General features: G+C 53.3%; 21 protein-coding genes. 13 read left to right on the forward strand and 8 right to left on the reverse strand.

All coding sequences use genetic code 11. From position 1 onward, the window contains the following. The first annotated feature begins 160 nt into the window (after positions 1–160). Positions 161–2,467 carry an FdhF/YdeP family oxidoreductase gene (locus IEV89_RS12800; protein WP_188473905.1) on the forward strand — a complete coding sequence of 769 codons (2,307 nt, stop codon included), beginning with the start codon at positions 161–163 and terminating at the stop codon, positions 2,465–2,467. A 144-nt stretch (positions 2,468–2,611) separates the two neighbouring features. Beyond that, on the forward strand, positions 2,612–4,555 hold the full coding sequence (locus IEV89_RS12805) for an exoribonuclease II (RefSeq protein WP_188473906.1): 1,944 nt from the start codon (positions 2,612–2,614) through the stop codon (positions 4,553–4,555). 245 nt (positions 4,556–4,800) lie between these two features. Here IEV89_RS12805 and IEV89_RS21910 read toward each other — a convergent pair whose 3' ends face one another. The 7 genes from IEV89_RS21910 to IEV89_RS12835 form a co-directional block, all read right to left on the reverse strand. Beyond that, entirely contained in the window at positions 4,801–4,935 is a 135-nt protein-coding gene (locus IEV89_RS21910) for a hypothetical protein (RefSeq protein WP_268235662.1), read from the reverse strand. Between the two features lie 427 nt (positions 4,936–5,362). Continuing rightward, a complete protein-coding gene (locus tag IEV89_RS12810; RefSeq protein ID WP_188473907.1) occupies positions 5,363–6,457 on the reverse strand; it encodes an ABC transporter ATP-binding protein in 1,095 nt (364 codons plus the stop codon). 4 nt (positions 6,458–6,461) lie between these two features. Further along, entirely contained in the window at positions 6,462–7,304 is an 843-nt protein-coding gene (locus tag IEV89_RS12815; protein ID WP_188473908.1) for a carbohydrate ABC transporter permease, read from the reverse strand. 9 nt (positions 7,305–7,313) lie between these two features. Continuing rightward, complete coding sequence (locus IEV89_RS12820; RefSeq protein ID WP_188473909.1) at positions 7,314–8,237, reverse strand: carbohydrate ABC transporter permease; 924 nt, start codon at positions 8,235–8,237, stop codon at positions 7,314–7,316. 63 nt (positions 8,238–8,300) lie between these two features. Further along, positions 8,301–9,584, reverse strand: a complete 1,284-nt coding sequence (locus IEV89_RS12825; RefSeq protein ID WP_229746463.1) for an ABC transporter substrate-binding protein — start codon at positions 9,582–9,584, stop codon at positions 8,301–8,303. A 57-nt stretch (positions 9,585–9,641) separates the two neighbouring features. Next, positions 9,642–10,820 carry an aminotransferase class I/II-fold pyridoxal phosphate-dependent enzyme gene (locus tag IEV89_RS12830; RefSeq protein WP_188473910.1) on the reverse strand — a complete coding sequence of 393 codons (1,179 nt, stop codon included), beginning with the start codon at positions 10,818–10,820 and terminating at the stop codon, positions 9,642–9,644. Continuing rightward, positions 10,807–11,520 carry a FadR/GntR family transcriptional regulator gene (locus IEV89_RS12835; RefSeq protein WP_188473911.1) on the reverse strand — a complete coding sequence of 238 codons (714 nt, stop codon included), beginning with the start codon at positions 11,518–11,520 and terminating at the stop codon, positions 10,807–10,809. The genes IEV89_RS12830 and IEV89_RS12835 overlap by 14 nt, the downstream gene beginning before the upstream one ends. A gap of 312 nt (positions 11,521–11,832) precedes the next feature. Here IEV89_RS12835 and IEV89_RS12840 point away from each other — a divergent pair, with 312 nt between their 5' ends. The 6 genes from IEV89_RS12840 to IEV89_RS12865 all read left to right on the forward strand — a co-directional run bounded on the left by IEV89_RS12840 (position 11,833) and on the right by IEV89_RS12865 (position 18,322). Then, the gene (locus tag IEV89_RS12840; protein WP_188473912.1) at positions 11,833–13,041 is read left to right on the forward strand and encodes an FAD-dependent oxidoreductase; all 1,209 of its coding nucleotides are present in this window, start codon (positions 11,833–11,835) and stop codon (positions 13,039–13,041) included. A gap of 129 nt (positions 13,042–13,170) precedes the next feature. Next, positions 13,171–13,842: an iron efflux ABC transporter ATP-binding subunit FetA gene (gene fetA, locus IEV89_RS12845; RefSeq protein WP_188473913.1), complete on the forward strand. Its 672-nt coding sequence runs from the start codon at positions 13,171–13,173 to the stop codon at positions 13,840–13,842. Continuing rightward, the gene (fetB, locus tag IEV89_RS12850) at positions 13,829–14,596 is read left to right on the forward strand and encodes an iron efflux ABC transporter permease subunit FetB (protein ID WP_188473914.1); all 768 of its coding nucleotides are present in this window, start codon (positions 13,829–13,831) and stop codon (positions 14,594–14,596) included. Before fetA ends, fetB begins: the two co-directional genes overlap by 14 nt. A gap of 254 nt (positions 14,597–14,850) precedes the next feature. After that, a complete protein-coding gene (locus tag IEV89_RS12855) occupies positions 14,851–15,600 on the forward strand; it encodes an ABC transporter ATP-binding protein (RefSeq protein WP_188473915.1) in 750 nt (249 codons plus the stop codon). Between the two features lie 66 nt (positions 15,601–15,666). Then, positions 15,667–16,599 carry an ABC transporter substrate-binding protein gene (locus tag IEV89_RS12860; RefSeq protein WP_229746464.1) on the forward strand — a complete coding sequence of 311 codons (933 nt, stop codon included), beginning with the start codon at positions 15,667–15,669 and terminating at the stop codon, positions 16,597–16,599. 73 nt (positions 16,600–16,672) lie between these two features. After that, entirely contained in the window at positions 16,673–18,322 is a 1,650-nt protein-coding gene (locus IEV89_RS12865) for an ABC transporter permease (protein ID WP_188474000.1), read from the forward strand. Positions 18,323–18,432: 110 nt separating this feature from the next. Here the strand turns inward: IEV89_RS12865 and IEV89_RS12870 are convergent, their stop codons facing one another. Then, on the reverse strand, positions 18,433–19,605 hold the full coding sequence (locus tag IEV89_RS12870; protein WP_188473917.1) for an ROK family transcriptional regulator: 1,173 nt from the start codon (positions 19,603–19,605) through the stop codon (positions 18,433–18,435). 306 nt (positions 19,606–19,911) lie between these two features. On the opposite strand from IEV89_RS12870, the gene IEV89_RS12875 reads away from it, so the two are divergent. The 5 genes from IEV89_RS12875 to IEV89_RS12895 all read left to right on the forward strand — a co-directional run bounded on the left by IEV89_RS12875 (position 19,912) and on the right by IEV89_RS12895 (position 25,085). Then, the gene (locus IEV89_RS12875; RefSeq protein ID WP_188473918.1) at positions 19,912–21,159 is read left to right on the forward strand and encodes an extracellular solute-binding protein; all 1,248 of its coding nucleotides are present in this window, start codon (positions 19,912–19,914) and stop codon (positions 21,157–21,159) included. A 74-nt stretch (positions 21,160–21,233) separates the two neighbouring features. After that, positions 21,234–22,136 carry a carbohydrate ABC transporter permease gene (locus IEV89_RS12880; RefSeq protein WP_188473919.1) on the forward strand — a complete coding sequence of 301 codons (903 nt, stop codon included), beginning with the start codon at positions 21,234–21,236 and terminating at the stop codon, positions 22,134–22,136. Further along, complete coding sequence (locus IEV89_RS12885; protein ID WP_188473920.1) at positions 22,133–22,972, forward strand: carbohydrate ABC transporter permease; 840 nt, start codon at positions 22,133–22,135, stop codon at positions 22,970–22,972. Before IEV89_RS12880 ends, IEV89_RS12885 begins: the two co-directional genes overlap by 4 nt. 70 nt (positions 22,973–23,042) lie before the next feature. Continuing rightward, positions 23,043–23,996, forward strand: coding sequence for a carbohydrate kinase family protein (locus IEV89_RS12890; RefSeq protein WP_188473921.1), 954 nt, complete (start codon positions 23,043–23,045; stop codon positions 23,994–23,996). After that, entirely contained in the window at positions 23,997–25,085 is a 1,089-nt protein-coding gene (locus tag IEV89_RS12895) for an ABC transporter ATP-binding protein (protein ID WP_188473922.1), read from the forward strand. It abuts the gene before it with no gap. Positions 25,086–25,206 lie beyond the last annotated feature (121 nt).

The following is a 25,206-nucleotide window of genomic DNA, read 5'->3' on the forward strand; positions in this document are numbered from 1 at the left end:
CTGAGTGATTAGTTTTATCTATCGCGTGATTGTGGCGTTTGATTAGACGCACTTGTTATTTTCGAACTAGACTTGTGACATAAAATTAACAATCAACTTAACAATTCATCCAAGTCGATTGCATTTCGTTCAAATATAAGACACCTGCGAAGCGTATAAAATGAAATTCAAAACCGAGATTAAACCTTACACGGCGGCAGCGGGCGGCTGGGGCTCACTAGAAGCGACCACTCGTTACGTCTTTGACAGCAAAAAAGTCCTCTCCAACTTGCGCAACCTCATGCGTGTTAATAAAGGCAGAGGTTTTGACTGCCCAGGTTGTGCATGGGGTGATGATAACCACAGCACCTTTAGCTTCTGTGAGAACGGCGCTAAAGCCGTCAGTTGGGAAGCTACGCGTAAAGCGGTAGAAGTGGATTTTTTTGCCCAAAACAGCGTCAGTAAACTGCGCGAACAAAGCGACTACTTCCTCGAATATCAGGGCCGCTTGACCCATCCACTGCGTTACAACCGGGCGACTGACCATTACGAACCGATTGACTGGGACGCGGCTTACGCATTGATTGCCAGCCATCTCAAAGGGTTAAAAAGTCCTGATGAAGCGGACTTCTATACCTCAGGCCGCGCCAGTAACGAAGCCTCCTACCTTTATCAGGTATTTGGCCGCATGTTTGGCACTAACAATTTCCCCGACTGTTCCAATATGTGCCATGAAGCCAGTGGTGTCGGTCTTAAGCAGAGCATCGGTGTGGGTAAAGGGACGATTCGTCTGGATGATTTCGAGAAAGCCGACGCCATTTTTGTTTTCGGCCAAAATCCTGGGACCAACCACCCACGAATGTTGCATAGTCTGCGCCACGCCGCCGATCGCGGTGCGAAGGTGGTCAGTTTCAACACCTTGCGCGAACGGGGTCTGGAGCGTTTTGCCGATCCACAAAAACCACTGGAAGTGGTGACCACCAAATCCGGCCGCATCAGTGCTGCCTATTACCAGCCGAACCTGGGTGGTGATATGGCCGCAGTGCGCGGTATGGTTAAAGTTTTACTGGAAGCTGATCGCGATCGCGTGGCATCGGGCCAGAGCACCATTTTTGATGCAGAATTCATCGCACAGAACACGGCAGGTGTGGAAGAGTATCTGGCGGTTGTCGATGCAACATCCTGGGAAAAAATCACCGAGCAATCCGGTCTCTCCGAGGCGGAGATCCGCGAAGCTGCGTCGATTTATGTCCAGGCTGAACGTGTGATTTGCACCTGGGCGATGGGCATTACCCAGCATAAACATTCCGTGCCAACGGTCCGTGAAATTACGAATCTGCAACTGCTGTTTGGTCAACTGGGTAAACCGGGTGCCGGTTTGTGTCCGGTTCGTGGTCACAGTAATGTGCAGGGTAACCGCACGATGGGCATCGACGAAAAAGCGCCAAAAGCGCTGCTTGATGCGATGGAGAAACACTTCAACTTCACACCGCCGCGCAATCCTGGTCATAACACCGTGGAGGCGCTGGAAGCGATGTTGACAGGTGACGCAAAAGTGCTGATCTGCCTTGGTGGTAACCTGGCGGCGGCGGCACCAGATACCCTGCGAACCCATCGCGCCCTGAGCAATCTCGACCTGTCGGTACAAATCAGTACCAAACTTAACCGCAGCCATTTAACACCAGGACGTGAAGCGTTAATTCTGCCGACGCTGGGCCGTACCGAACTTGATATGCAAGCCACCGGCTCGCAGTTCATTACCGTCGAAGACTCCTTCAGTATGGTGCATGCATCAGAGGGCGTGGGTATTCCGCTCTCACCTGAACAGCGCTCTGAAACGGCGATTGTCTGCGGTATCGCCAATGCTGTGCTGGGTGACAAATTCCTCGACTGGATGGCGTTGGCCGATGACTACAACTTGATCCGTGATCACATCGAAGCCACCATCCCAGGCTTTAGCGATTTTAATGCGCGCTGTGATATCAAGGGCGGTTTCTATTTGGGCAATGCGGCGGCGGAGTTGAATTTCAATACGCCTACCGCGAAAGCCAATTTCAGCGCGGCGGTGCTGCCGGATCAACTGATTCCGCAAGGCAATCAGGCGGCACCCTTCACTTTGCAAACCCTGCGTTCACATGACCAATACAACACCACTATTTACGGCCTTGATGATCGTTACCGTGGCGTCTACGGGCAACGCGAGGTGCTGTTTATCCATCCCCTGGATCTGGCTGAACTGGGTATGCAGGATGGCGAACTGGTGGAAATTGAAACACTGTGGACCGACGGCGTGGAGCGTAAAGTCACGGGCTTCAAACTGGTCAGCTACGATATTCCGCGCGGTAATCTGGCGGCGTACTATCCGGAAACTAATCCGCTGGTGCCGATGTCCAGTTTCGGTGATCAGACCCATACACCAACGTCCAAAGCCATTCCGGTTGCGATTCGTCGCTGCCAACCCAAAGTCGACCTGCAACGTATCGCCTGACAGGTTATGCGAGCTGTCATGAAAAAGTCCCTTTTCACTTCATGGATATGAGGTGAAAAGGGAGATGCTGCTTGCCCGCTGGGGCCATTTCGCGTAAAACTGTCTGCCGCTAATCGAGCCATTCTAACCCCACCCCTGGACGATATGTTTCAAGATAACCCGCTGCTCGCGCAGCTAAAACAGCAACTTCACTCTCAGACTCCACGCCTTGAAGGCGTTGTTAAAGGAACTGAGAAAGGCTTTGGCTTTCTTGAAGTAGACGGCCAAAAAAGTTACTTCATCCCGCCGCCGTACATGAAAAAAGTCATGCACGGCGACCGCATAATTGCCTCTTTGCAGACCGAAAAGGAACGCGAAGTGGTTCAGCCTGAAACATTGGTTGAGCCATTCCTGACCCGTTTTGTTGGTCGCGTCACCAAGAAAGATGATCGCCTTTCCATCATTCCTGATCATCCTTTATTGCGGGATTCCATTCAGTGTCGCGTCACCCGCAACATCAATCACGAAGTGAGCGATGGCGACTGGTGTGTGGCTGAAATGCGTCGCCATCCGCTGAAAGAAGGCGATAACAGCTTCCAGGCTGAGATCACCGAGTGGATCACCACCGGTGTCGACGATCTCGCACCATGGTGGGTTACGCTGGCTCGCCACAATCTTGAGCGCGAAGCGCCAAAGTCTGAAATTGCTGAGATTCTCGATCAGGGTCTGACCCGCGAAGACCTGACTGCCCTGCCGTTTGTGACCATCGACAGCGGCAGTACTCTGGATATGGATGACGCGTTGTATGTGAAAGATAACGGCGACGGTACTCTGCAACTGAACATCGCGATTGCCGATCCTACTGCCTATGTGTCTGAAGGCAGTGAGCTCGACAACATTGCCAAGAAGCGAGCTTTCACCAACTATCTGCCGGGCTTTAACATCCCGATGCTGCCGCGTGAACTCTCTGACGACATTTGCTCACTGTGGCCAGATGTTCAGCGCCCTGTCCTGGCGTGCAGCGTAACGCTGTCAGCTGACGGTGCACTGGGCAGCGATATCCGTTTCTTCGCCGCCAACATCGAATCCAAAGCCAAACTGGCTTACAACGACGTCTCCGACTGGATCGAACAGGACGAGAAAAGCGTATGGCAGCCGCAAAGTGGCGTCATCGCCGATCAAATCCGTTTGCTAAAACGTCTGTGTGACCTGCGCAGCGCATGGCGCACCGAGCACGCGCTGGTGTTTAAAGACCGTCCTGACTTCCGCTTCGTACTGGGTGAGAAAGGTAACGTGCTGGAAATCGTTGCCGAGCATCGCCGTATCGCTAACCGTATTGTGGAAGAGTCCATGATCGCTGCAAACGTGTGTGCGGCTATCGCCCTGCGCGACAGCCTCGGTTTCGGCGTATACAACGTGCATAACGGTTTCGATCCGCTGCTGGTAGAAAATGCCGTGGCGGTATTGCAGGCCAACGACGTGGAAGCCAATGGCGAAACGCTACTGACCTTGCCAGGTTTCTGCGCACTGCGCCGTAAGCTTGACGCGATGCCAACACAGTTCCTCGACAGCCGTATTCGTCGTTTCCAGACGTTTGCTGAAATCAGCACTACGCCGGGGCCGCACTTTGGTTTAGGTCTGGAAGCTTACGCAACCTGGACGTCACCAATCCGTAAATACGGCGACATGGTGAATCACCGCCTACTGAAAGCGATGATTCTGCAACAGCACGCTGAGAAGCCTCAGGATGAGATGACTGTCCAACTGGCTGAACGCCGTCGCGCCAACCGTATGGCCGAACGCGATGTGGGTGACTGGCTGTATGCCCGTTATCTTGAAGATAAAGTCGGTACTGATACCAAATTCAGCGCTGAAATTATTGACGTCACTCGCGGCGGGCTGCGCGTGCGCTTGCAGGATATCGGCGCTGTCGCCTTTATCCCGGCGCCGTTCCTGCACAGTGTGCGCGACGAACTGGTTTGCAGCTTCGACACCGGTAGCGTGCTGATTAAAGGCGAAGTCGCCTACCGTCAGAGCGATATCATCGATGTGCAGATTGCAGAAGTGCGGATGGAAAATCGTAATGTGATCGCCAAACCCGTGGTTTAGTTTTCACTGGCGTGAAATGCCTTCGCTAACGCGATAAAAACCGGTCAGGTAAATTACCTTGACCGGTTTTTTTTAATTTCAAATTTAAGGTTAAGGTCAAGACCGTGGGCTCGCCGCCCACACGGGCCCAAAGGAGGTTTAAACGAACCTCCTTTGGAATCCTGCGTTTTTTTAACTGCGCGCTATCGCTGAGTCGGGATGGCCGTGTTTCAGGTATCTCAGTGACAGCCGCAAAATGTCGCCGCTTAGGCGGTCCCTTCGCGGCGGGTTTCGAGCCTCAGGTCTCGAACCTCTTGCTCAGCGCCATTTTTGAATGCGGCCTTGGGATTGTTCAAAACCAGCACCGCGTCATTTTTAAATGCAGCCTCGCCATTTTTCAAAACCAATACCTCGCCATTTTTGAATATGGCCGAAGCTTTGTTAAATTCAAAACTGGATTAGGTGTCATCTTTTGACTTACATAGCGACTAAGGCGCAGTCAAAAATGGCACCGGATGAGTGGTTCGAGACCTGAGGCTCGAAGCCCGAAATACGGGGACGGCGCAGCCGTGACATTTTGCGCCGTGAACGGAAGTGGCTGAAACACGTGCCCTGCCAGCAGCGAAGCTGTCGGTGTCTCAGAGAAAAACGCAGGAGTTCCAAGAGGAGGCGCGTTTACGCCTCCTTTTGGGCCGGTTTGGGCGGCAGCCCAAGGTCTACGGTGTGGGCCGACGCCCACGACCTTGAAGTTGAAGTTGAAGTTGAATTAAAAAGTTTCCCTCAGCTTTCTAAAGCTGAGAAGCGCGTCTGGGCCCGCCGCCCAGAAAATCACTCATTTATTTTTAAAAGCCTCTGCTGACTACCTGCATCAAACAACTGCATTCGGCTTGTATCAATATTGACCCATAACCGGCTGCCTGGGCAACTTGCCGATCTCACCATGCTGTATACGCTGACGGGCTCGCCGGCAATGGTTCCGTGGATAAGCTCGCTCAGACCGGTGGGTTCAATCAGCGTAACGTCCAACGGTAGCGCACCGGTCTCACTGTCGACAGTGAGGACAATCGCCTCAGGACGCACGCCATAGATGACGGGTTTACCACTTTGCAGTCCGCTGATGTTCGGATCAACCGGCAACGATAAGTCTGGGCTGATGCGAACAACCGGCCCGCGGTCGCCCAGTTCCAGCGTACCGTTGATGAAGTTCATTGATGGCGAACCGATAAAACTGGCGACGAACTTGTTGGCAGGCGTGTCATACAGCTCCAGTGGCGTACCCACCTGTTGAACCAGCCCGTGGTTAAGTACCACAATGCGGTCAGCCAGCGTCATGGCTTCGACCTGATCGTGAGTCACATACACAATAGTGTTACGCATTCTCTGATGCAGGCTTTTGATCTCAATCCGCATCTGTCCGCGCAGTTGGGCGTCAAGATTAGACAGGGGTTCATCAAAGAGGAAAACCTGCGGTTCGCGCACGATCGCCCTGCCCATCGCGACGCGCTGACGCTGCCCACCCGAAAGCTCTTTTGGACGGCGGTGCAACAGTGCCGTCAGGCCGAGGATGTCGGCAGCTTTATTGACAGCGGCGTCGATTTCAGCTTTCGGGCGCTTTTGTACTTCAAGGCTGAAACCCATGTTGCGCGCCACCGTCATGTGCGGATACAACGCGTAGCTCTGAAACACCATGGAGATATCACGATCTTTGGGCGCCACCTGATTCATCAGCCGCGTACCAATGTGAATGTTCCCCGCGGTCGCCAGTTCCAGCCCGGCGATAGTCCGTAACAACGTGGACTTTCCGCAGCCGGATGGCCCGACCAACACCACAAATTCACCGTCTTGAATGGTCAGGTTGATGTGCCGCAGCACTTCGACGTTGTCATAACGTTTTTGGAGATCGGAAATCGTAATCTGAGCCATAAAATTATCCTTTTACCGCACCGGCCGTCAGCCCCTGAACCAGGTAACGCTGAATGAACGCAAAGAACAGACAGGCAGGGATCAGCGCCAGCACCGCTGCCGCCATCATGTCGCCCCAGGAAACTGCAAACTTTGATACAAAACTGAGTAATCCTACCGGGAACGTCATCACCTCGTTTTTGTTGATTAACATCAGCGAGAACAACAGTTCACTCCACGCGGCGGTAAAGACAAATCCCAACGTGGCGGCCATGCCCGGCAAGGTCAGCGGGATGATCACTTTACGCAGCGCCATAAAACGGCTGCACCCTTCGAGCATCGCTGACTCTTCTAAATCCTTCGGAATGCTGTCGAAAAATGACTGCATCAGAAAGGTCGCGAAGGGTACGTTGAAGGCGGTATAAATCAGGATCAGCCCCGGCAAGCTGTTGGTCAGCCCGAGCGGTGCCATCACTTTGTAAATCGGTGCAATGATCATCACCAGCGGGAACATCTGCGTGAACAGCAACAACGCGGCCATCACTGTTTTGCCTTTGAAGCTGAAACGGGAAAACGCAAAGCCGGCTCCAGCGGCAATGACCGTGGTCAGAAATGCCGTGCCGAACGACACAATCAGGCTGTTGAAGAAGTACAGAGGAAACTGGCTTTCGGTAAACACGCGCTGAAAATGGATCAGCGTCATCTCGCCCGGCCACATCTGCACGCCTTCGCTGTAGAGCAGCTTATCCGGCGTGATCGAGATTTTGATCAGCCAGTAAATCGGGAATAGCGCGAACAGCAGATAGAACAGGATCCCCAACCGGTGTCCGCCTTTGCGCAGCCATGCGCTGAGTGTTAATCCGTTCATAGGTTTCTCCTATTTCAATAATTGATGGCGGATGCGCAGCAACACCAGCGCGTAAAACGTCATCAGCACCAACAGGAATACCGCCATCGCAGAGGCATAGCCAAAGTCCAGCTTGCGGTAGGCTGTGGTGAAAATAAAACTCGACAGAATCGACGTCGAATTTGCCGGGCCGCCGTCAGTCATCACCACGATCAGGTCGGCGAAATTGGCGATCCAGATGGTGCGCAGCATCACCGTAATGGCGATCATTGGAGCCAGAAATGGCAAGGTGACTTTGCAGAATTGCTGCCAGCCGGACGCACCATCCATCTCCGCCGCTTCATACAAGTCTCTGGGAATCGACTGCAACGCCGCCAGTAAGGTAATCGCGAAGAATGGAATACCGAACCAGACGTTTACCACTACCGGTCCGTACAGTGCCAACTGTGGGTCAGCGAGAATGTTGTACGGCTCGGAAATGATGTGCAGATCGGTCAGCCAGTATGGCAGCACGCCGATCACCGGATTGAGCAACCATGCCCAGGTTAGGCCGGAGAGAAACGCCGGTACCGCCCATGGTAGAAAGACCAGCGCCTGCACCCAGCCGCGCCCGGCAAATTCGCGATTCAACAGCAACGCCAACCCCAGTCCCAGCACGAACTGCAACACCAGCGAGGTCAGCGTCCAGTTGACGGTGTGCCCCAGCGCAGCGTAAAAATGCCGGTCGGCGAACATGGTACGAAAATTGTCCAGCCCCACCCAACCGGCGTCGAGTGGATTGAGCAACTGAATGTTTTGGAATGCATAGGAAATGCCGATCGCCATCGGAACAAAAATAAACAGGCCGATCAGCACCAGCGTTGGGCTGAGATAAACCCAGGGTTCCAGCAGCGCCCGTAAACGGGGAAAGCGCGGCGCGGCAGCGGTGTCTGGTGGTGAAACTTCCAACATCATGACGCGTCTCCATTGATTGAGAATGGGAAACACCGGCAAAGCCAATGCCGGCGTTTTTGAAGATTATTTTTGTGTTGCCAACCACGCTTTCTGTTCTTTGGTCAGATACTTCGCCCACTCTTTCACCATGCTTTCGGTGTCGTTCTGGCCAAGCAACGTTTCCTGCGAGCTGTCTTTCACAATCACCGAGTTGAAATAACCCCAGCCTTTGAGATGCGTTGGCATGGTCAGCGGGATGTAATCCGGGCTGTTAAGCTCGGTGAACCAGCCTGCAAACTGCGGTGCGTGATAGTAAGCGTCCTGCTCCGCGCCTTTATAAATTGGCAAGGTGCCGACAAATTTCGACCACGTCAGGTTGTTTTCTTTGTTACTGAGGAAGGAAATAAGATCCCAGCTTTGATCCTGATTTTTGCCCTGCCTGAACATCGACCAACCGGTGTAACCAATGGTTGGATAAGCTTTGCCGTTTGGCCCAAGAGGCATCGGCGCGACCGAGAAATCGTTCGGATTCATGCTTTTTTTGATGGCGATTAACGCATCCGGATCCTGATCCAACATCGCACATTTACCGGAATAGAAACTGGAGACTATTTCGTTAAAGCCCCAATTCACGCTGTCTTTCGGCGCGTAACCTTTCTGGTACATATCCACCAGGAACTGCGCACCTTTGATGGCGCCTGGTTGAGTCAGTGTGCTATTGCCCTCTTTATCGAAGAAGTCCGGTGAACCATTCATGGCCGCCATAAACATCATCCACGCATTGGTGCCACCGACACCGCCACGCATGCAGTAACCGCTAATGCCGTTGCCGAGCGCACTGATTTTCTTCGCGTCTGCCATAAAATCATCCATGGTTTTTGGTGGCTCGGTCAGGCCGGCCTGCTGGAAGAGTTTCTTGTTCCAGAACATCGCCCGCAGATAAAAACCGTAAGGGATCATCGTAGCGGTACCGCCGGAAGAGCGCGCCATGGCCAGCGTTTTATCGGTAAGGTCAGGCGTGCCAGCCCAGCTTTTCAGGCGAGGTTCGAGATCTGCCAACATCCCGTTACTGGCGTACAGTCCTTGCCAGGTATCAGGCATTTCCACGACGTCAGGGTATTGTCCGCTCTGGATCATGGTGCCGAGCTTTTCAAACGCCTGTCCCCACGGCAGCGACACGACGTCGATCTCGACATCAGGGTGCTGCGCTTTGTAGGCGGTTAACATTTTTTGCAGCATTTCGGTACGCGCCGGGCTGGTGATCACTTCCACCAGTGTCAGTTTGGTGGTGGCAAAACTGGTACAGGAAAACAGGCTGGCGCTAAGCGCCAGTAGGCTGAGCAAATGACGTTTCGGGTGTCGCATCATCGTGGTTCTCCACAGAGCAAAGGGTCGGATCACAGGAACAGTCTTTGAGACACATCTTCAGGAACAGGCGCTTTCGATGGCATTTTTCAGGTCGCGCCACAAATCTTCGGTATCTTCCAGCCCGATGGAAATCCGGATCACCCGTGGTGACACGCCGAAATCAATCGCCGAATTGAATTCGCCCACCTGATTAAGTACGGAAATAGCTGGCATCACCAGGCTTTCAAACCCACCCCAACTGACGCCCATACGGAACAGTTTCAGTGCATTGCAGAAAGTCGGAATATCGATACCCTCGCTGAGTTCGAAGGAGAACAGGCCGCTGTAACCAGTCAGCGTCGAAGTTGGCAGCGGATCTAAACCGGGATGATTAACCTGCGTAATGCGTGAATAGCCTTGCAGACGATGCGCCAGTTCGAGGGCGCTTTCCTGATGCTGACGCATCCGCAGCGGCAAGGTGCGTAGGCCACGTAGCAACAGCCAGGCTTCATTAGCCGAGAGTTTTCCGCCTAAAAATGGGCTGATATGACGGTTGATAGCGTTGATATGCTCCGTACTAGACACCACCAGTCCGGCCACCACATCACTGTGACCACTGATGTACTTTGATGCGGAATGGATCACCAGATCGATGCCCGCGGCCAGCGGTTTCTGGAAAATTGGCGATGCCCAGCTGTTGTCGATCATCGTCACCACGCCGTATTTTTTCGCCAGTTCGGCAATCGCCCGCAGATTCTGTTCCCCCATCACCCAGCTGTTCGGGCTTTCGAGATACAGCAGCTTCGCGCCCTGCATCGCGTCTTCTAAAACCGCCAGCGAACTGCCGTCGACGAACTGGGATTCGATCTGAAAACGGGTGCAGAACCCGCGCAGAAAACGGTAGGTGTCGGGGTAAACGTGATTCACACACACCACTTTGTCGCCGGGACCGGCTACGCTGAGAATCGCGTTGCTGATTGCTGCCATGCCGCTGCCGAATGCCAGACAGGCTTCCCCGCCTTCCAGTTGCGCGACCTTTTTCTGTAACTCCACCACCGTAGGGTTATCGACGCGGGAATAGAGCGCGTGGTCGCTGTCGCCGCGAAAACGGGCGATCATGCTGTCATAATCGGTGAAACTGAAAAGTGACGACTGGTAAATCGGCGGCGAGATCGCCCCGCGATCGTGGCGTGCGTCATGAACCAAACGTGTACTTTCCGACAACTCTTCGTGCTGGCTTTTATCATCTTGCTGCATTGATCACTTCCTTCATGTCGCGTTCAGTTATGTCCAGGATGTCGTTGCTCAACCTGCGTGCGGTTTCCGGTTCGCGGTGCGCAATGGCTTCAAATAACGTGCGGTGCAGCGGGAATGAATCGCTGAACAACGCCTGTTCCGGCGGCGATTCAAAAAAGGCGTGTAGCAGGTCGTAGATGCCGCCGACCATCTGCAACAGCAGCGGATTGTGCGCGGCGGTGTAAATCGCAGCGTGAAACTGCCAGTCCTCTGCCCCGGCGGAACCCACGCTCAGATGGACTTTTTCCATCACGTCCAGCTTGTGTTCGATGAACAGCAAATCGCTTTCTGTCGCCCGTACGGCGGCCAGCGCCGAGGCTTCGCATTCGATAATTCGACGCACCTCCAGCGCGTGCAGCATGGTGGCGGAATCGTTTTTGAAGCGCAGCGACAGAAAGCTGTCGTTAGCCGTAACTTCCGATTGCAGGAACGTCCCGCTGCCCTTTTTGCGCAAGATAATCCCCAGCGCTTCCCAGCGTTTCAGCGCCTCACGTACGGTGTTGCGGCTCACCGCCAGCCCCTCGGCCAGCACGCGCTCTGGCGGTAGTTTCTCGCCCACGCGGGTGCCGGACTGCGCCACGTAGCGAGTCAGCGCATCGAGTATCAGTATGTCGCTCTGCTGTGGCGCGATCGGGTGTAATAAATTCAGTTCGCCGTGCATCTGCGTCTCCACCCATCTGCCAAAATTGGCCCAACAACTCAACCTATGGACCACTTTGCAATTTGTCTGCCAGTTTTACGCTTAAGTTTTAACCACATGATTTCATGCATAATTGACTATTTTGCATTCAAAAACGAACGCGACGGGAAAGACCGCCGTGGTGCAATGTGTCAACGGAATGGCCAGAAAACGTGCAGCCGTTGTTCCTGCACTGCGTAAGCGCCGATGGAAATGAGAGGTCAGGTCGATTGACGCGTGGCGGCGCAAATGATAATTGTTATCATGTAAATTCATTCTGTCAGGCAGGTTGTTATGTCACCGAATACTGAGTCCACCGCCGCATCATGCTGTATTGTCGGCGGCGGTCCCGCAGGTTTGATGCTGGGATATTTACTGGCGCGTAAGGGTATTGACGTGACAGTGCTGGAAAAACACCCGGATTTCTTACGCGATTTTCGCGGCGACACCATTCACCCTTCGACGCTGGAGATCATCTGGCAGCTCGGCTTTCTCGATGAGTTTCTGCAACTGCCGCATCAGCGCGCGGAAAAGCTCTACGGTGAAATCAACGGCAAAGAAACCACGCTGGCGGATTTCAGCCATCTGCCGACGCAGTGCAAGTTCATCGCCTTTATGCCGCAGTGGGATTTTCTGAACTTCATCGCCCGGAAAGCCGCGCTGCTGCCGAATTTTCGCCTGATCCACCATGCGCAGGTGCTGTCCTTGATAGAAGTTCAGGGCCAGGTCACCGGCGTGATGGCCGAGGTCGATGGCGACGCACAGCCCTTCCATGCGGATCTGGTCGTCGGTTGCGACGGGCGCAATTCGATTGTGCGTGAACAGGCAGGCATGGAAATCCGCCGCTTCGGCGCACCGCGAGACGTACTGTGGCTGAAAATCAACCAACGTCCGGACGACCCCAAATGGTCGATGGGGCATCGCGGGCCGAAGAAAAACTTCATCATGATCGACCGTGGCGATTACTGGCAGTGTGGCTACTCTATTGCGAAAGACAGCCTCGACACCCTGAAAGCGCAAGGCATCCCGTCCTTCCTCGATCTGCTGGCCGAGGTATCGCCGTTTGAGCGTCAGCGTTTGCAGGAAGACATTACCCACTGGGACGACGTGCGTCTGCTGGTGATCCGCATCGACCGTCTGAAGGAATGGGCGAAGCCGGGTTTATTGTGCATTGGCGATGCCGCCCACGCGATGTCACCGATTGGCGGCGTGGGCGTGAATCTGGCGATTCAGGACGCCGTGGCCACCGCGAATATTATCACGGCCCCGCTGCTGAGCGGCACACTCAGCCTACCGCATCTCAAAAGAGTCCAGCGTCGCCGCTGGTTTCCAACCTGGGCGACCCAGTCGTTGCAAATTATGATCAGTAAAGCCGGGCAGAAGAAACGCAGCAAACCGCCAGGCAGCATGGAGTTGTGGCTACGGAATAGAAAATTTATCCCCTTTTTGTTTGGCCGGTTGATCGGCATTGGGTTTTATCGGGAAATGCCAAAGAAGGGGTAGCTTTTGGAAAAAACGGGGGCAACTGTTTTCAGACTCAGCAGGTTTGGACTACCCACCAACACGATTTTCATCCACATGAACCGAGGTGGTATCATCCCCGCATTATTGAATTAATCTCGGATACCCCCAATGTCGTCATCAGCTCCGTTACTGCAATTACGGGACATCAGCTTTTCACTCAATAACCGGACGTTGTTAGAACCGGTCTCATTTAATCTCAATCCTGGCGAGTTCACTCTGCTGACCGGCCCTTCGGGCAGCGGTAAGAGCACATTGCTGAAAATCATTGCATCGCTGCAAACGCCAACCGGAGGAACGCTGCACTTTAAAGGCGAGGATATTACCGGGCTAAAACCGGAAATCTACCGCCAGCAGGTTTCGTATTGTTTCCAGACGCCGACGCTGTTTGGCGAAACTGTGCAGGATAATCTGGCCTTGCCCTATGACATTCGCGGCGAGAAAAGCGATGTCAGCACAATGAAACAGTGGCTGACTAAGGTTCATCTGCCTGAAGACATGCTACAAAAGAAAATCCTGGAATTATCCGGTGGGGAAAAACAGCGTGTCTCATTATTACGCAATCTGCAATTTTTGCCCGACGTCCTATTGTTGGATGAGATCACCAGCGCACTGGATGAAGAAAATAAGCAGAATATCAACCGGATTATTGCCGATTTAGTGCGCGACCATTCGCTGGCCGTGCTGTGGGTCAGCCATGATCAGAACGAAATTCGCCATGCGCAACACGTGATTACTCTGAATCATCACACCGAAGAGAAAACCCCTCATGAACCAGCATAATATTACCAATGAATCCCTGGCGCTGGCCCTCATTCTGGTGGTTGTCGCCCTGCTGGTCAGTAAAAAAGAGAAGTTAGGTCTGGAGAAAGACATCATCTGGAGCGTGGCCCGCGCGATTGTCCAATTGGTGATTGTCGGCTATGTGCTGAAATACATTTTTGATATCAACAACGGCGTGTTGACGGTACTGATGGTGTTATTCATCTGCGTTAACGCGGCGCTTAATGCCAAAAAACGCAGCCGCAATATTGATAACGGTTTTGTGATTTCGTTTGTCGCCATCGCGACAGGCACCACGCTGACGCTGGCCGTTCTGCTACTAAGCCGTTCGATTGAATTTTTACCGATGCAGGTGATCCCAATTTCAGGCATGATCGCGGGCAATGCGATGGTCGCGGTCGGCCTGTGTTACAGCAACCTGAACCAGCGTTTTATGGATAACCAGCAAAAGATCCTTGAGATGCTCAGTTTAGGCGCATCAACCAAAATGGCGTCCGGGTCAATTATTCGTGACAGTATCCGTGCAGCGATGATCCCAACCGTCGATGCAGCCAAAACCGTCGGACTCGTCAGCCTGCCAGGCATGATGTCGGGGCTTATTTTCGCCGGTATTGATCCGGTGAAAGCGATTAAATATCAAATTATGGTGACTTTTATGCTGTTGGCCACGGCCAGTCTATCGACGATCATTGCGGGCTATCTCTCCTACCGACGCTTTTACAATGCGCGTGTGCAACTTCGAATACTGAAATAGCAAAGCGGACAAGGACCCGGCTTACCCAATTGTTACGGTGTCACTATGCGATTGTTGGCTTTTTCAGTTAAGTTATGAGTCTAACGTTCACTGGAGAAGAGTAATGATTGTAAGAACATGGCATGGACGCCTGCTCTTGAATGTGAGTTAAATCATTTCCGATAAAAGCAAATCGTCACCCGCCTGACATAAATTCGTCATCTGTGCCTCTTAAGCTTCTGCGTAACAATAAATCCCAAAGAGGATAGTTCCCCATGTCAATGCAATACTCTGTGGTTGCGGATGCGCACAACTGCGCGCCTGCTTTGCCGGCTATCACGGTCCATCAGGTAAGCCAGTTTTTCGGGGCCAACCAAGTACTCAATCATGTCAATATTGAAGTGCCAAAAGGCACTATCGTCGCACTACTCGGTCCTTCCGGATGTGGCAAAAGCACCCTGCTGAAATTGCTGTCGGGTCTTTTACATCCGTCATCCGGGGAAATCCATTTTGGTGAGATGTGCGTGGCAGCTGGCAAATTCAGCCTGCCACCGGAAAAGCGATCGCTGGGCATGGCCTTTCAAGACTATGCACTGTGGCCACATATGAACGTCTACCAGAACGTCGCCTTCCCTCTGCAAATGTGTGGTGTGCGTGGCGTTGTTCAGCGTGAAAAAGTGATGGCAACGCTGGAACGGGTCAGCCTGGCAGATTTCTCATTGCGTCGCCCTGGCGAGTTGTCCGGCGGGCAGCAACAGCGCGTGGCACTTGCGCGGGCAATTGTAGCTGAGCCGCAAATTCTTCTGTTTGATGAGCCGCTTTCCAACCTCGATCGTGACTTGCGTGAAAGCCTATGTGAAGAGATGGCAACACTGCTGCGCCAGCTTGGCACCACCGCGGTTTACGTCACCCACGACCCGAACGAAGCCCAAACGCTGGCGCACTGTATCGCCCGGATGGAACATGGCCGTATCGCACGTGTAGATCAGATTGAATCTTCCTGTATTGCTCCCTTTGTTGCTTAACCTCTGATGGAAAAATCACTGATGAATCTCACTCCAACTTCATTCAAAACAGGTTTAATCACGGTAATGACTCTTTCTTTCGCAATGGCCGCAGGCAGTGCAAATGCGCTGACCCTTTACACTGCGGGTCCCGGATCGTTGGCAAAAAAACTGGCGGCAGGTTATGAGAAACAAACCGGTGTCAAAGTAAACGTATTCCAGGCCACTACAGGCAAAGTGATGGCGCGACTGGATGCAGAACAGGCCAATCCGCATGCTGACATTTTAATTTCCGCATCGTGGGATACTGCGGAAGATCTGCAGAAACGTCAGTGGCTGCTGGCTTACCAAAGTCCAAATGCCGCACAGGTTCCTGATCAATTCAAAACCCCATATTATGTTGCACAAGGCATTTCTGCGCTGGCTATCATCTGGAACACCAAAAGCGGCACACCGGAGCCTAAAGACTGGGCAGATTTAGCCAAACCAGAATTCAAAGACAAAGTCACCACGCCAGATCCTGCGTTGTCGGGGGCCTCGCTGGATTTGTTGATCGGCTTACAGAACGCCAAGCATGAACAGGCCTGGAAGTTGTTCGACGATCTAAAAGCCAACGGCATGGTGATTGCTGGCCCTAATGCACAGGCGCTGACGCCGGTGCTACAAGGTGCAAAAGCCGCGGTCTTCGGCGCAGTGGATTATGTCTCTTACAGCAGTGTGCAGGACGGCGAAGCAATCAAAGTCATCTTCCCCGAGACCGGAACGGTGATCGCGCCGCGCCCGATGATGATCCTTAAATCGAGCAAAGAACCGAAAGAAGCTAAAGCCTTTATCGATTACGCCTTGTCAGACGAAGGTCAAAAGTTGGTCGCTGATTCCTGGCTAATGCCAGCCCGTACTGACATCGATGCAAAACGCCCGTTGTTTAAAACTCTGAAAATTTTACCAGAAAATGCACAACCCTCGGCTTCGCGCAAAGAGGTGCTGGACCGCTTCGCCAGCCTGTTTGGCCAACGCTAAGTCCATAATATTCAGGGCTGAATAGTCAGCCCTGACGTCATACATTCCCGCAACAGCAGCTAACATCCTTATGATGAGTAAGAATTTTTTTCTTCCTGCCCTCACCTGCGCGGCACTATTGCTCTTAGTCGCGCTGCCGGTGACATTTGTTATCTTGCAGGCGATTTTCCCGCATCTCGACAGCGGTCTGTTTAACGACGCCTTCAGTGCTTTCAGCCGTTTATTCAAGGATGCCCAACTGCGCGAAATGGTGAGCGCTACGCTGAAAGTGGGTATTGGTGTCGCAGTATGTAGCGGCATTATTGGTATTCCGCTCGGTGCGCTGCGTGGGCTATTCGTACTGCCAGGCGCCGTACTGTGGGATTTACTTTTCCTCATTCCCTTCATGGTGCCGCCTTACATTGCCGCCCTTTCATGGATGTTGGCCTTGCAAACCAATGGCTATGTCGAACAACTGTCCTCGCTGCATCTGAATGATTTCTTATTTTCCCTGCCCGGTATCGTGGCGGTGATGACGCTGAATGTATTTCCGGTGGTGTATTTCGCGGTATCACGCAGCATGGCTGCTAGCGGTAGTCGTCTGGCGGATGTGGCACGGATCCATGGTGCAGGTCCGTGGCGGGCATTTGTGCGCGTAACTTTACCTCTGGCGCTACCGTCAATGGCTTCAAGCCTGCTACTGGCGTTTACACTGTCGATCGAAGAATACGGCGTACCGGGCGCACTGGGCACCCGAAGTGGCGTCAATCTCCTGACCACGGGCATCGAGCAACGTCTTGCCGACTGGCCGGTGGATATGCCTGGCGCATCGGTGCTGTCGTTGGTTTTAGTCGCGCTGGCACTCTGCGCCTATTGTGTTCAACGAGCGGTGCTCGGCGGTCGTAATGTCGAAACCTTGACCGGCAAACCGGCGGACAGGGTCGCCAAACCGCTGGGAGGCGGCAAATGGCCAGCCATAGTGTTGTTTACGTTAGTCGCATTGGTCAGCGTCGCCCTGCCGTTGATGTCGATGACCCTTACTGCGTTTTCCGGCACGTTGTCCGGCGGGATCGCATGGCAAAACCTGACGCTGCGGCATTATGCGGCACTGTTCGACATTGATGGCGACGCGCTTTCGGCACTCAGCACGAGCCTCAGTCTGGCGCTGGGAACCGCACTTATCGCAGGCGCAGTCGGTTTGCTGTCATCGTGGCTGGTTGTCGTCCGGCAGGTACGCGGGGCGGTTGCCATCGATGCATTATCATTGCTGCCCGCCGCACTGCCGGGCATCGTGGTAGGCGTCGGATTGATTCTGGCGTGGAACCGGTTTTTTTGGCCGATAACACCTTATAATACCTGGGCTATTTTACTGCTGGCCTATTGTTGCCTATTGTTGCCATACCCGGTGCGCTACGTCAGCGCCGCCATGAGTCAGATTGGCAGTAATCTCGACGCCGCAGCACGAGTGCACGGTGCCAGTGCTGCTCAGGCATTGTGGCGAATTCTACTGCCGCTGGTTTTCCCCAGCCTGCTGGCCGCTATGATGATGGTATTTGCAGTAGCCTCTCGGGAATTGGTGACATCTCTGTTGCTGGCACCTGCGGGTGTACAAACCGTCTCAGTGTTTGTATGGCGACAGTTCGAGCAAGGCTCCGTGGGGGATGGCATGGCGATGGCATCTATAGCGGTGTTGATCAGCTTATCGCTGATGTTAGCGGCGGTGCGGCTACAGACACGCAATTGACGGCCAGTCTAATCACCGCTTAACGCATTCAATTCAGTTTCAAAACCTTGGGCTGCCAGTCGCAGCCTTAAGCTTGACGTTGGTTTTTAAAAAACGCCCAAAAGTCGTTTCTACTTCAGCAGCACCTCATATTGCGGGTTAAATTCATCGAAAATCGGCAGTGCCGCCGCGCCTAGTGCCGCGGTGTTGCTGCCGGACATGCCCATTCGCAGACGCATGCCTTGTGGATAACGGCTGCGCACCGAACTATAAAGTGGTGTCAGCCGTTTGATCAGCTTTTCGACCAGCAATGGCGGCATCATGCCGCCGATGATCACGCATTCGGCGTCGAACACACACTCCATAATATTAATCGCCTGACAGGCCGGTTCGATCGCAGTGTCTAGCCAGCGATCAAAGGTTTCCTCATCCACCTGCAGTAAATCTTCCGGCGTTGCACGGGCGGGGTCCAGCCCGCAGGCTTCATAGACCGCCTGAAGTGAGAGATAGCGCTCGAGGCAACCCCGGTTACCGCAGTAACACTCGCGGCCACCGGGTTGCACCACCATGTGACCGATCTCGCCCGCATTATGTGCGTGGCCGGTATAAATTCGCCCGTCAGTGAATATACCGGCACCGAGACCCGTGCCGATATAGAGATAAACAAACGAGGTAAGTTGCTTGGCGATACCATGAAATCGCTCGCCGATGGCGGCCACGGTGGCGTCGTTTTCAAGCCGTACCGGCCAGCCGGTTGCCGCACTCAGGCGGGCTTCGACATCGATATTATCCCAGCCATGCAAGGTCGTCGGCCCTTGGGAAGAGATCCCTTCAACACCGAACGGTCCCGGCATGACGATGCCGATACCCAGCATTTTTCGCCAGTCAATCTTCACCTGTTGGCGCATTTCTTGCATTATTTTCTCAATCATCGACAGCGTCGGTTCCGGCTGCGGTTTTTGCACCGCCACCAGATGACGAAAACGCACGTTCCCGGTGAGATCAACCAACACAATCAGCAACGATTGATGATCAAGATGGATGCCTACCGAGTAGGCACTATTCGGGTTGAGCGTGAGTGGCGTTGCCGGTTGTCCACGACCGCCCGCCCTGCGCGGCAGATGTGATGAGAGGATCCCAGCAGCTTCGAGTTCGGTGGCAATGTTAGAAACTGTTTGCGGCGTCAACGACGTCAAACGAGCGATTTCGGCGCGGGTCAGTTCACTGTTAAGGCGAATGGCTTCGATCACCACGCGGCGATTGTGAGCGCGGGCGTGTTCAAGGTTAGTACCAGAAGTTGTCATAACTGCCTATGCACCAAAGGAAAGCTTGCAAGCAGTATGCTGTTAGATATTTGAGCAATCAAATTGATTTTATAATCACGATGGGCTGGCTGAATGTGTCCAGAATGACGGCGCTATCACAGCAATGAATGTTATGACCGTGTTAATAGTATTAGACAGAAATGATTCAATACATAGGTTCTTCCTGGAATACCTCCTGTAGCACGGCAAGGATGCTGCTCCATCCGGCGCCATCGGATGGAGTTTTTTAACGCTTATTAAAGCAATCAAATTGATTTAATTATCCTAATGACCGGAGATGAATACATGACTATGCGATTAACCCCTGCAGCCACTTTGTGCGCCCTCTCGGCTCTGGCTTTTAGCTACAGCGTCAATGCGGCCGAGACAACTCTCAGCGCATTGTTTATGACACAGGCGGCATACAGTGAAGCTGACATTCGTGCAATGACGGCGGATTTCACCAAGCAACATCCTGACATCAAAGTGAATCTGGAGTTCGTTCCTTACGAAGCCCTACACGATAAAATCATTGCTGCACGCGGCGCCGGTGCCAACGGGTATGACATCGTGCTGTTCGACGCCATTTGGCCAGCGGAATTCAACAAATATGGGTTGTTGCAGGATGTCACCTCGCGTATCAGTGCGGATGAAAGTAAAAAAATATTCGACGGTGCAATCTCTACCGTGACGTATAAAGATAAACGCTGGGGTATGCCGTGGATCCTTGATACCAAATATCTGTATTACAACAAAGCCATGCTGGCAAAAGCCGGGATCACTACCCCGCCGGCGACCTGGGCTGACGTCGAGAAACAGTCTGAGATCCTCAAAGCAAAAGGCATCGTCAAATTCCCGCTGGTCTGGAGTTGGTCACAATCAGAAGCGTTGCTGTGTGACTACACCACGCTGGTTTCTGCGTTCAAAGGCAGTTTCTATCAGAATGGTAAGCTGAATTTCACCAACTCTGGTGCCATGAAAGCGGTCGATTTTATGAAGGAGACGCTGGATAAAGGGCTGACCAATCCGAATTCGCGTGAATATCTGGAAGAGGACGTTCGCAAGTCATTCTCCAATGGTGACGCTGCCTTCGCGCTGAATTGGACGTATATGTACAACATGGCGAATGATCCAAAACAGAGCAAGGTTGCTGGTCAGGTGGGCGTCGTGCCGGCTCCGGGTTCGGTGGCAGGCCAGGCATCAGGCGTCAATGGCTCAATGGGTCTGGGTATCGCTAAGGCCAGTACTCATCCGGATCAGGCGTGGCAGTACATCACCTATATGACCTCGCAGCCAGTGCAAGACAAATACGCCAAGCTGAGCCTGCCAATCTGGAAGTCCTCTTATGATGAACCTGCGGTGCAACAAGGTCAGGAAGCGCTGATTGCCGCGGCAAAAACGTCACTCAATGTGATGCTTTCACGCCCGGTAACGCCAGATTACTCACGTTTATCGAACATTCTGCAACAAAATCTGCAAGGTGTGCTGCAAGGTAAAGTCACCGCAAAAGACGGTATGACCACGGCCACCGAAGCCGCCGATCGCTTACGTTGAGTTTCATTTGAAGACAAACACCACGCCCTGAGTATTTCGGTATGAAGGGCGAACCCACACCACGGAAAATGAACATGCTGACTTTGTTTCAACGTGAACGTAGACAAGCCTGGTTGCTCCTTGCGCCCATGTTGTTAATGATGTTTCTGCTGACGGCCTGGCCGCTGGCTCGCACTCTATGGCTCAGTTTTACCGATGCAGGACTTATCGGTGACGGCACAGCGCCAAACTGGGTGGGCAGCGACAATTTTGTTTATGCCCTGACGGATCCTGACTTCCGCGCCGCACTTTGGCGCACACTGTACTTCACGATTGTTTCGGTGATTTTCGAGGGGATTATCGGCGTGCTGGTTGCGCTGCTGCTCAATCAGCCATTCTGGGGCCGCAGTGCGCTGCGCGTGCTGGTCATTTTGCCTTGGGCGCTGCCGACAATCGTCAATGCCACGATGTGGCGACTCAATTTCAACCCAGATTATGGCAGCATCAACGCCCTGCTGACCCAGCTTGGCGTGCTGGACCACTACCGCAGTTGGCTGGGGGATCCGTCATCGGCGCTAAATGCGGTGATGTTTGCAGACATCTGGAAGAACTATCCGTTAATCACCCTGCTGACACTGGCCGCATTGCAGACCATTCAGGAAGACTTATTTGAGGCTGCCCGGCTGGACGGTGCCTCACCCTGGCGGCGTTTTTGCAAAATCACCTTTCCGGCGATTGCGGCTCCTCTGGCCGTGGCGCTGGTTCTGCGGACCATCGACGCCTTCAAGATTTTCGACATTATTTATGTCATGACCCGTGGTGGGCCGCTCGACAGCACAAAAACGGCCAGTTTCTTTGTTTATCAGGAATCTTTTAGCTATTTGCGGGCGGGCAGCGGTGCGGCTTACGCCATTCTAATGACCCTCATTTGCGCGGTATTAATCATGATTTATCTCCTTATGCTGCTGCGTCAGCGTCATTCAGGGAGCGTGAAATGAAACCCAAAATTCGCCTGATTCTGCGTTATACCTTCGCCCTGCTTTTAGCCCTGTCGATTCTGGGACCGCTGCTGTGGATGTTCCTGATGAGCGTCAGTTCGGCGGAAGACCTGACCCGAATTCCCCTGGAGTGGCTACCCCGTCATTGGGACTTCAGCCGCTATGCGAGTCTGCTGACCTTACAGGCCGGTAAGCCTGGCGCGCTATTCCTTCATGCCTTGGGTAACAGCCTACTGGTTGCCTGTGGCGCGACGATGATCTCGCTGCTGCTGGCTATCCCCGCGGCGTACAGTTTTTCCCGCTACCCAGGCCGTAACGGCTGGCTGTTCGGCAGTCTGGCCATTTATATGGTGCCTCCGGTGGCGTTCGTGCTACCGCTCTATTTTATTTTGCAAAAGCTGAGTCTGCTTAATACTCACCTCGGTCTGGTGCTGGTCTATTGTTCGATGATCTTACCCTTCCTGACGTGGATGCTGAAAAACCAGTTTGATGCCTTGCCAGTCGATATCGAACAGGCAGCGCGTCTTGATGGACTGCGTTACTGGCAGGTTTTACTGCGCATTACCTTGCCGCTGGCAAAACCTGCATTGGGTGCTTCAGCCATGTTCGGCTGGTTATTAGCATGGGATGAATTCTTCTACGCCCTGCTGTTTACCAACAACATCGATGCCCAGACCTTACCGGTAACCATTGCCGGTTTTACCGCCGGGCGTGCCACTGATGATGGTCTGATCGCCGCAGTCGGTATTCTGGCCGCCATTCCGCCATTGTTTATTGCCCTATGGTTGCAGAAGACGCTCGTCAGTGGCTTAACCAGCGGCGGCAGCAAAGGCTAAGCGCTCTGGGTATTTATCAAAAGATCACTGGATTATAAAAAGCGCAAAAATTTATGGAAAAATCAAAGAAATGAATAAACCTGAAACACAAGCCACGCTTTACGTGGTGGGCAATCTGAACGTTGATTTGATCATGAGCACGCTACATCAGTGGCCGAAAAAAGGTACCGAAGCGATGCTCGAAAGCAGCGCGTTGCGACCGGGTGGTTCAGCAGGTAACTGCGCATTGGCACTGGCGGCGCTGGGTACGCCACACAGGCTGGTGGTTAATCAGGGTAATGACCAGTTCACTGAATGGCTGGCGAGTCTATTCCCGGAAAGTGCGCCGCACTGGCCGACCGTTAACTGCGAAACCTCACTGACTTTTGGCGTAACGCATCCCGATCACGAACGCACCTTTTTTAGCAATCAAGGGCACATCGTCCGGCTCAATCTCGACGACGTGCTGCGACAACTGCCTACACAGGCCACGGCAGGTGATTGGGTGCTGCTTTGCGGTACCTTCCTCTGTACCCGCCTGTTCCAGCAATATGACTCACTGCTTAAAACGCTGAAACAGCGCGGATATCAGGTGGCGGTAGACAGCGGCTGGCCGCCGCAAGACTGGAGTGATGCACTGCGTCATCAGATTGAGCCGTGGCTCGGTTATTGCGATGCACTGCTGTTGAATGAAGTCGAAACGCTCGGCATGGCTAACGGGCAAACCCTGGATGTCAGTGCAACCTATTTATTGAAATGTATGGCCCGCAACGCTTTTGTGGTGGCGAAATGCGGTTCTGATGGCGCGCGGTTGTGGTCAGCAGGCCACCAATGGCACCAGACCGCTGACGCGGTGGCCGTCGTTGACACTATCGGTGCCGGTGACAGTTTCAATGCCGGTTTTCTTTCAGCGCTGGTGTACGGTTTGGACCATCGGCGGGCATTGCAATGGGGTGTCCGCGTAGCAGGTGCAGCAATCAGCAGTAGTCCCCGTCAGTATCCTGACTGGCAGGCATTGGTTTCACTTGGCGCGGAGGATCAATAAATGGCATTAGTTGAATTAGTAAAAGTCGCCAAAAATTATGGCAAACAACAGGTACTGAAACCGCTGGATCTCACCATCAAGGATGGCAGTTTCACGGTTCTGGTTGGGCCGTCCGGCTGCGGGAAATCCACCCTACTGCGTTTACTCGCCGGGCTGGAGTCGCTGTCTGACGGCGATATTCTGCTCGATAAAGCGCAAATCAATAATTTGGACCCGGCGGACCGTGATATCGCGATGGTGTTCCAGTCCTACGCACTCTACCCCCACCTGACGGTAGCCGAAAATATGGCTTTCCATATGCAGGTCAAAAAAGTGCCAAAAGCCGAGCAGCAGACAAAAGTGCTGCAGGCGGCCAAAGTGCTGGGGATTGATCATTTGCTCAACCGCTTGCCGAAAGATCTTTCCGGCGGTCAGCGGCAACGCGTGGCGATGGGCCGTGCGTTAGTACGCAACCCAAAAGTGTTTCTCTTCGATGAGCCGTTGTCCAACCTCGATGCGCAGTTACGTATGGAGCTGCGTGCCGAAATTAAATCAGTGCATCAGCAGTTTCGCACCACCACCATCTATGTGACGCACGATCAGGTCGAAGCCATGACGCTGGCCGACAATATTGTCGTGATGAAAGATGGCTATATCGTGCAGCAGGGTTCGCCGCTGTCAATTTATGACAAACCGGTCAATACCTTTGTTGCTCGGTTTATTGGTTCTCCGCCGATGAATCTGCTGGAAGGCCGCTTTAATGAAGTGAATGGCACACCAGGCGTGAGCTGCGGGGATCTGTGGTTTCCGCTGCCGCAGAAATCGTGGGCGCAGGCCCGCCAGGCCGAAAGCCAGCCGGTGACACTGGGTTTGCGTCCGCATGATGTTAAAATCGTCGACAGCAGTCATCAACCCGCTGCCCAGTTGCGGCTACTGGAAGTGACCGGTGAAAGCAGCTTGTTGCACGTTACCTGGAGCGACTTCCCAATGCACGTTCAGTGCGCGGGCCGCGCCAGCGTGACGGCTGATCAACCGGTCTGGCTGGAAGCCAACAGTGCGAATATCCATCTGTTTGATGCACAAAGCGGTGTTCGGTTAGAGAGCCAATAATAACGACAAATATTGTGAGTAAACCTGCCGCCAAACCTGGCGGTTTATTCACAATATTGCTTTATAAGCCAAGCCTCCAACGCAATCCCTTCAATGAGAATCATCCTCCTAAGAATGGCAA

The organism is Hafnia psychrotolerans (assembly GCF_014639435.1).
Lineage (GTDB): Bacteria > Pseudomonadota > Gammaproteobacteria > Enterobacterales > Enterobacteriaceae > Ewingella > Ewingella psychrotolerans.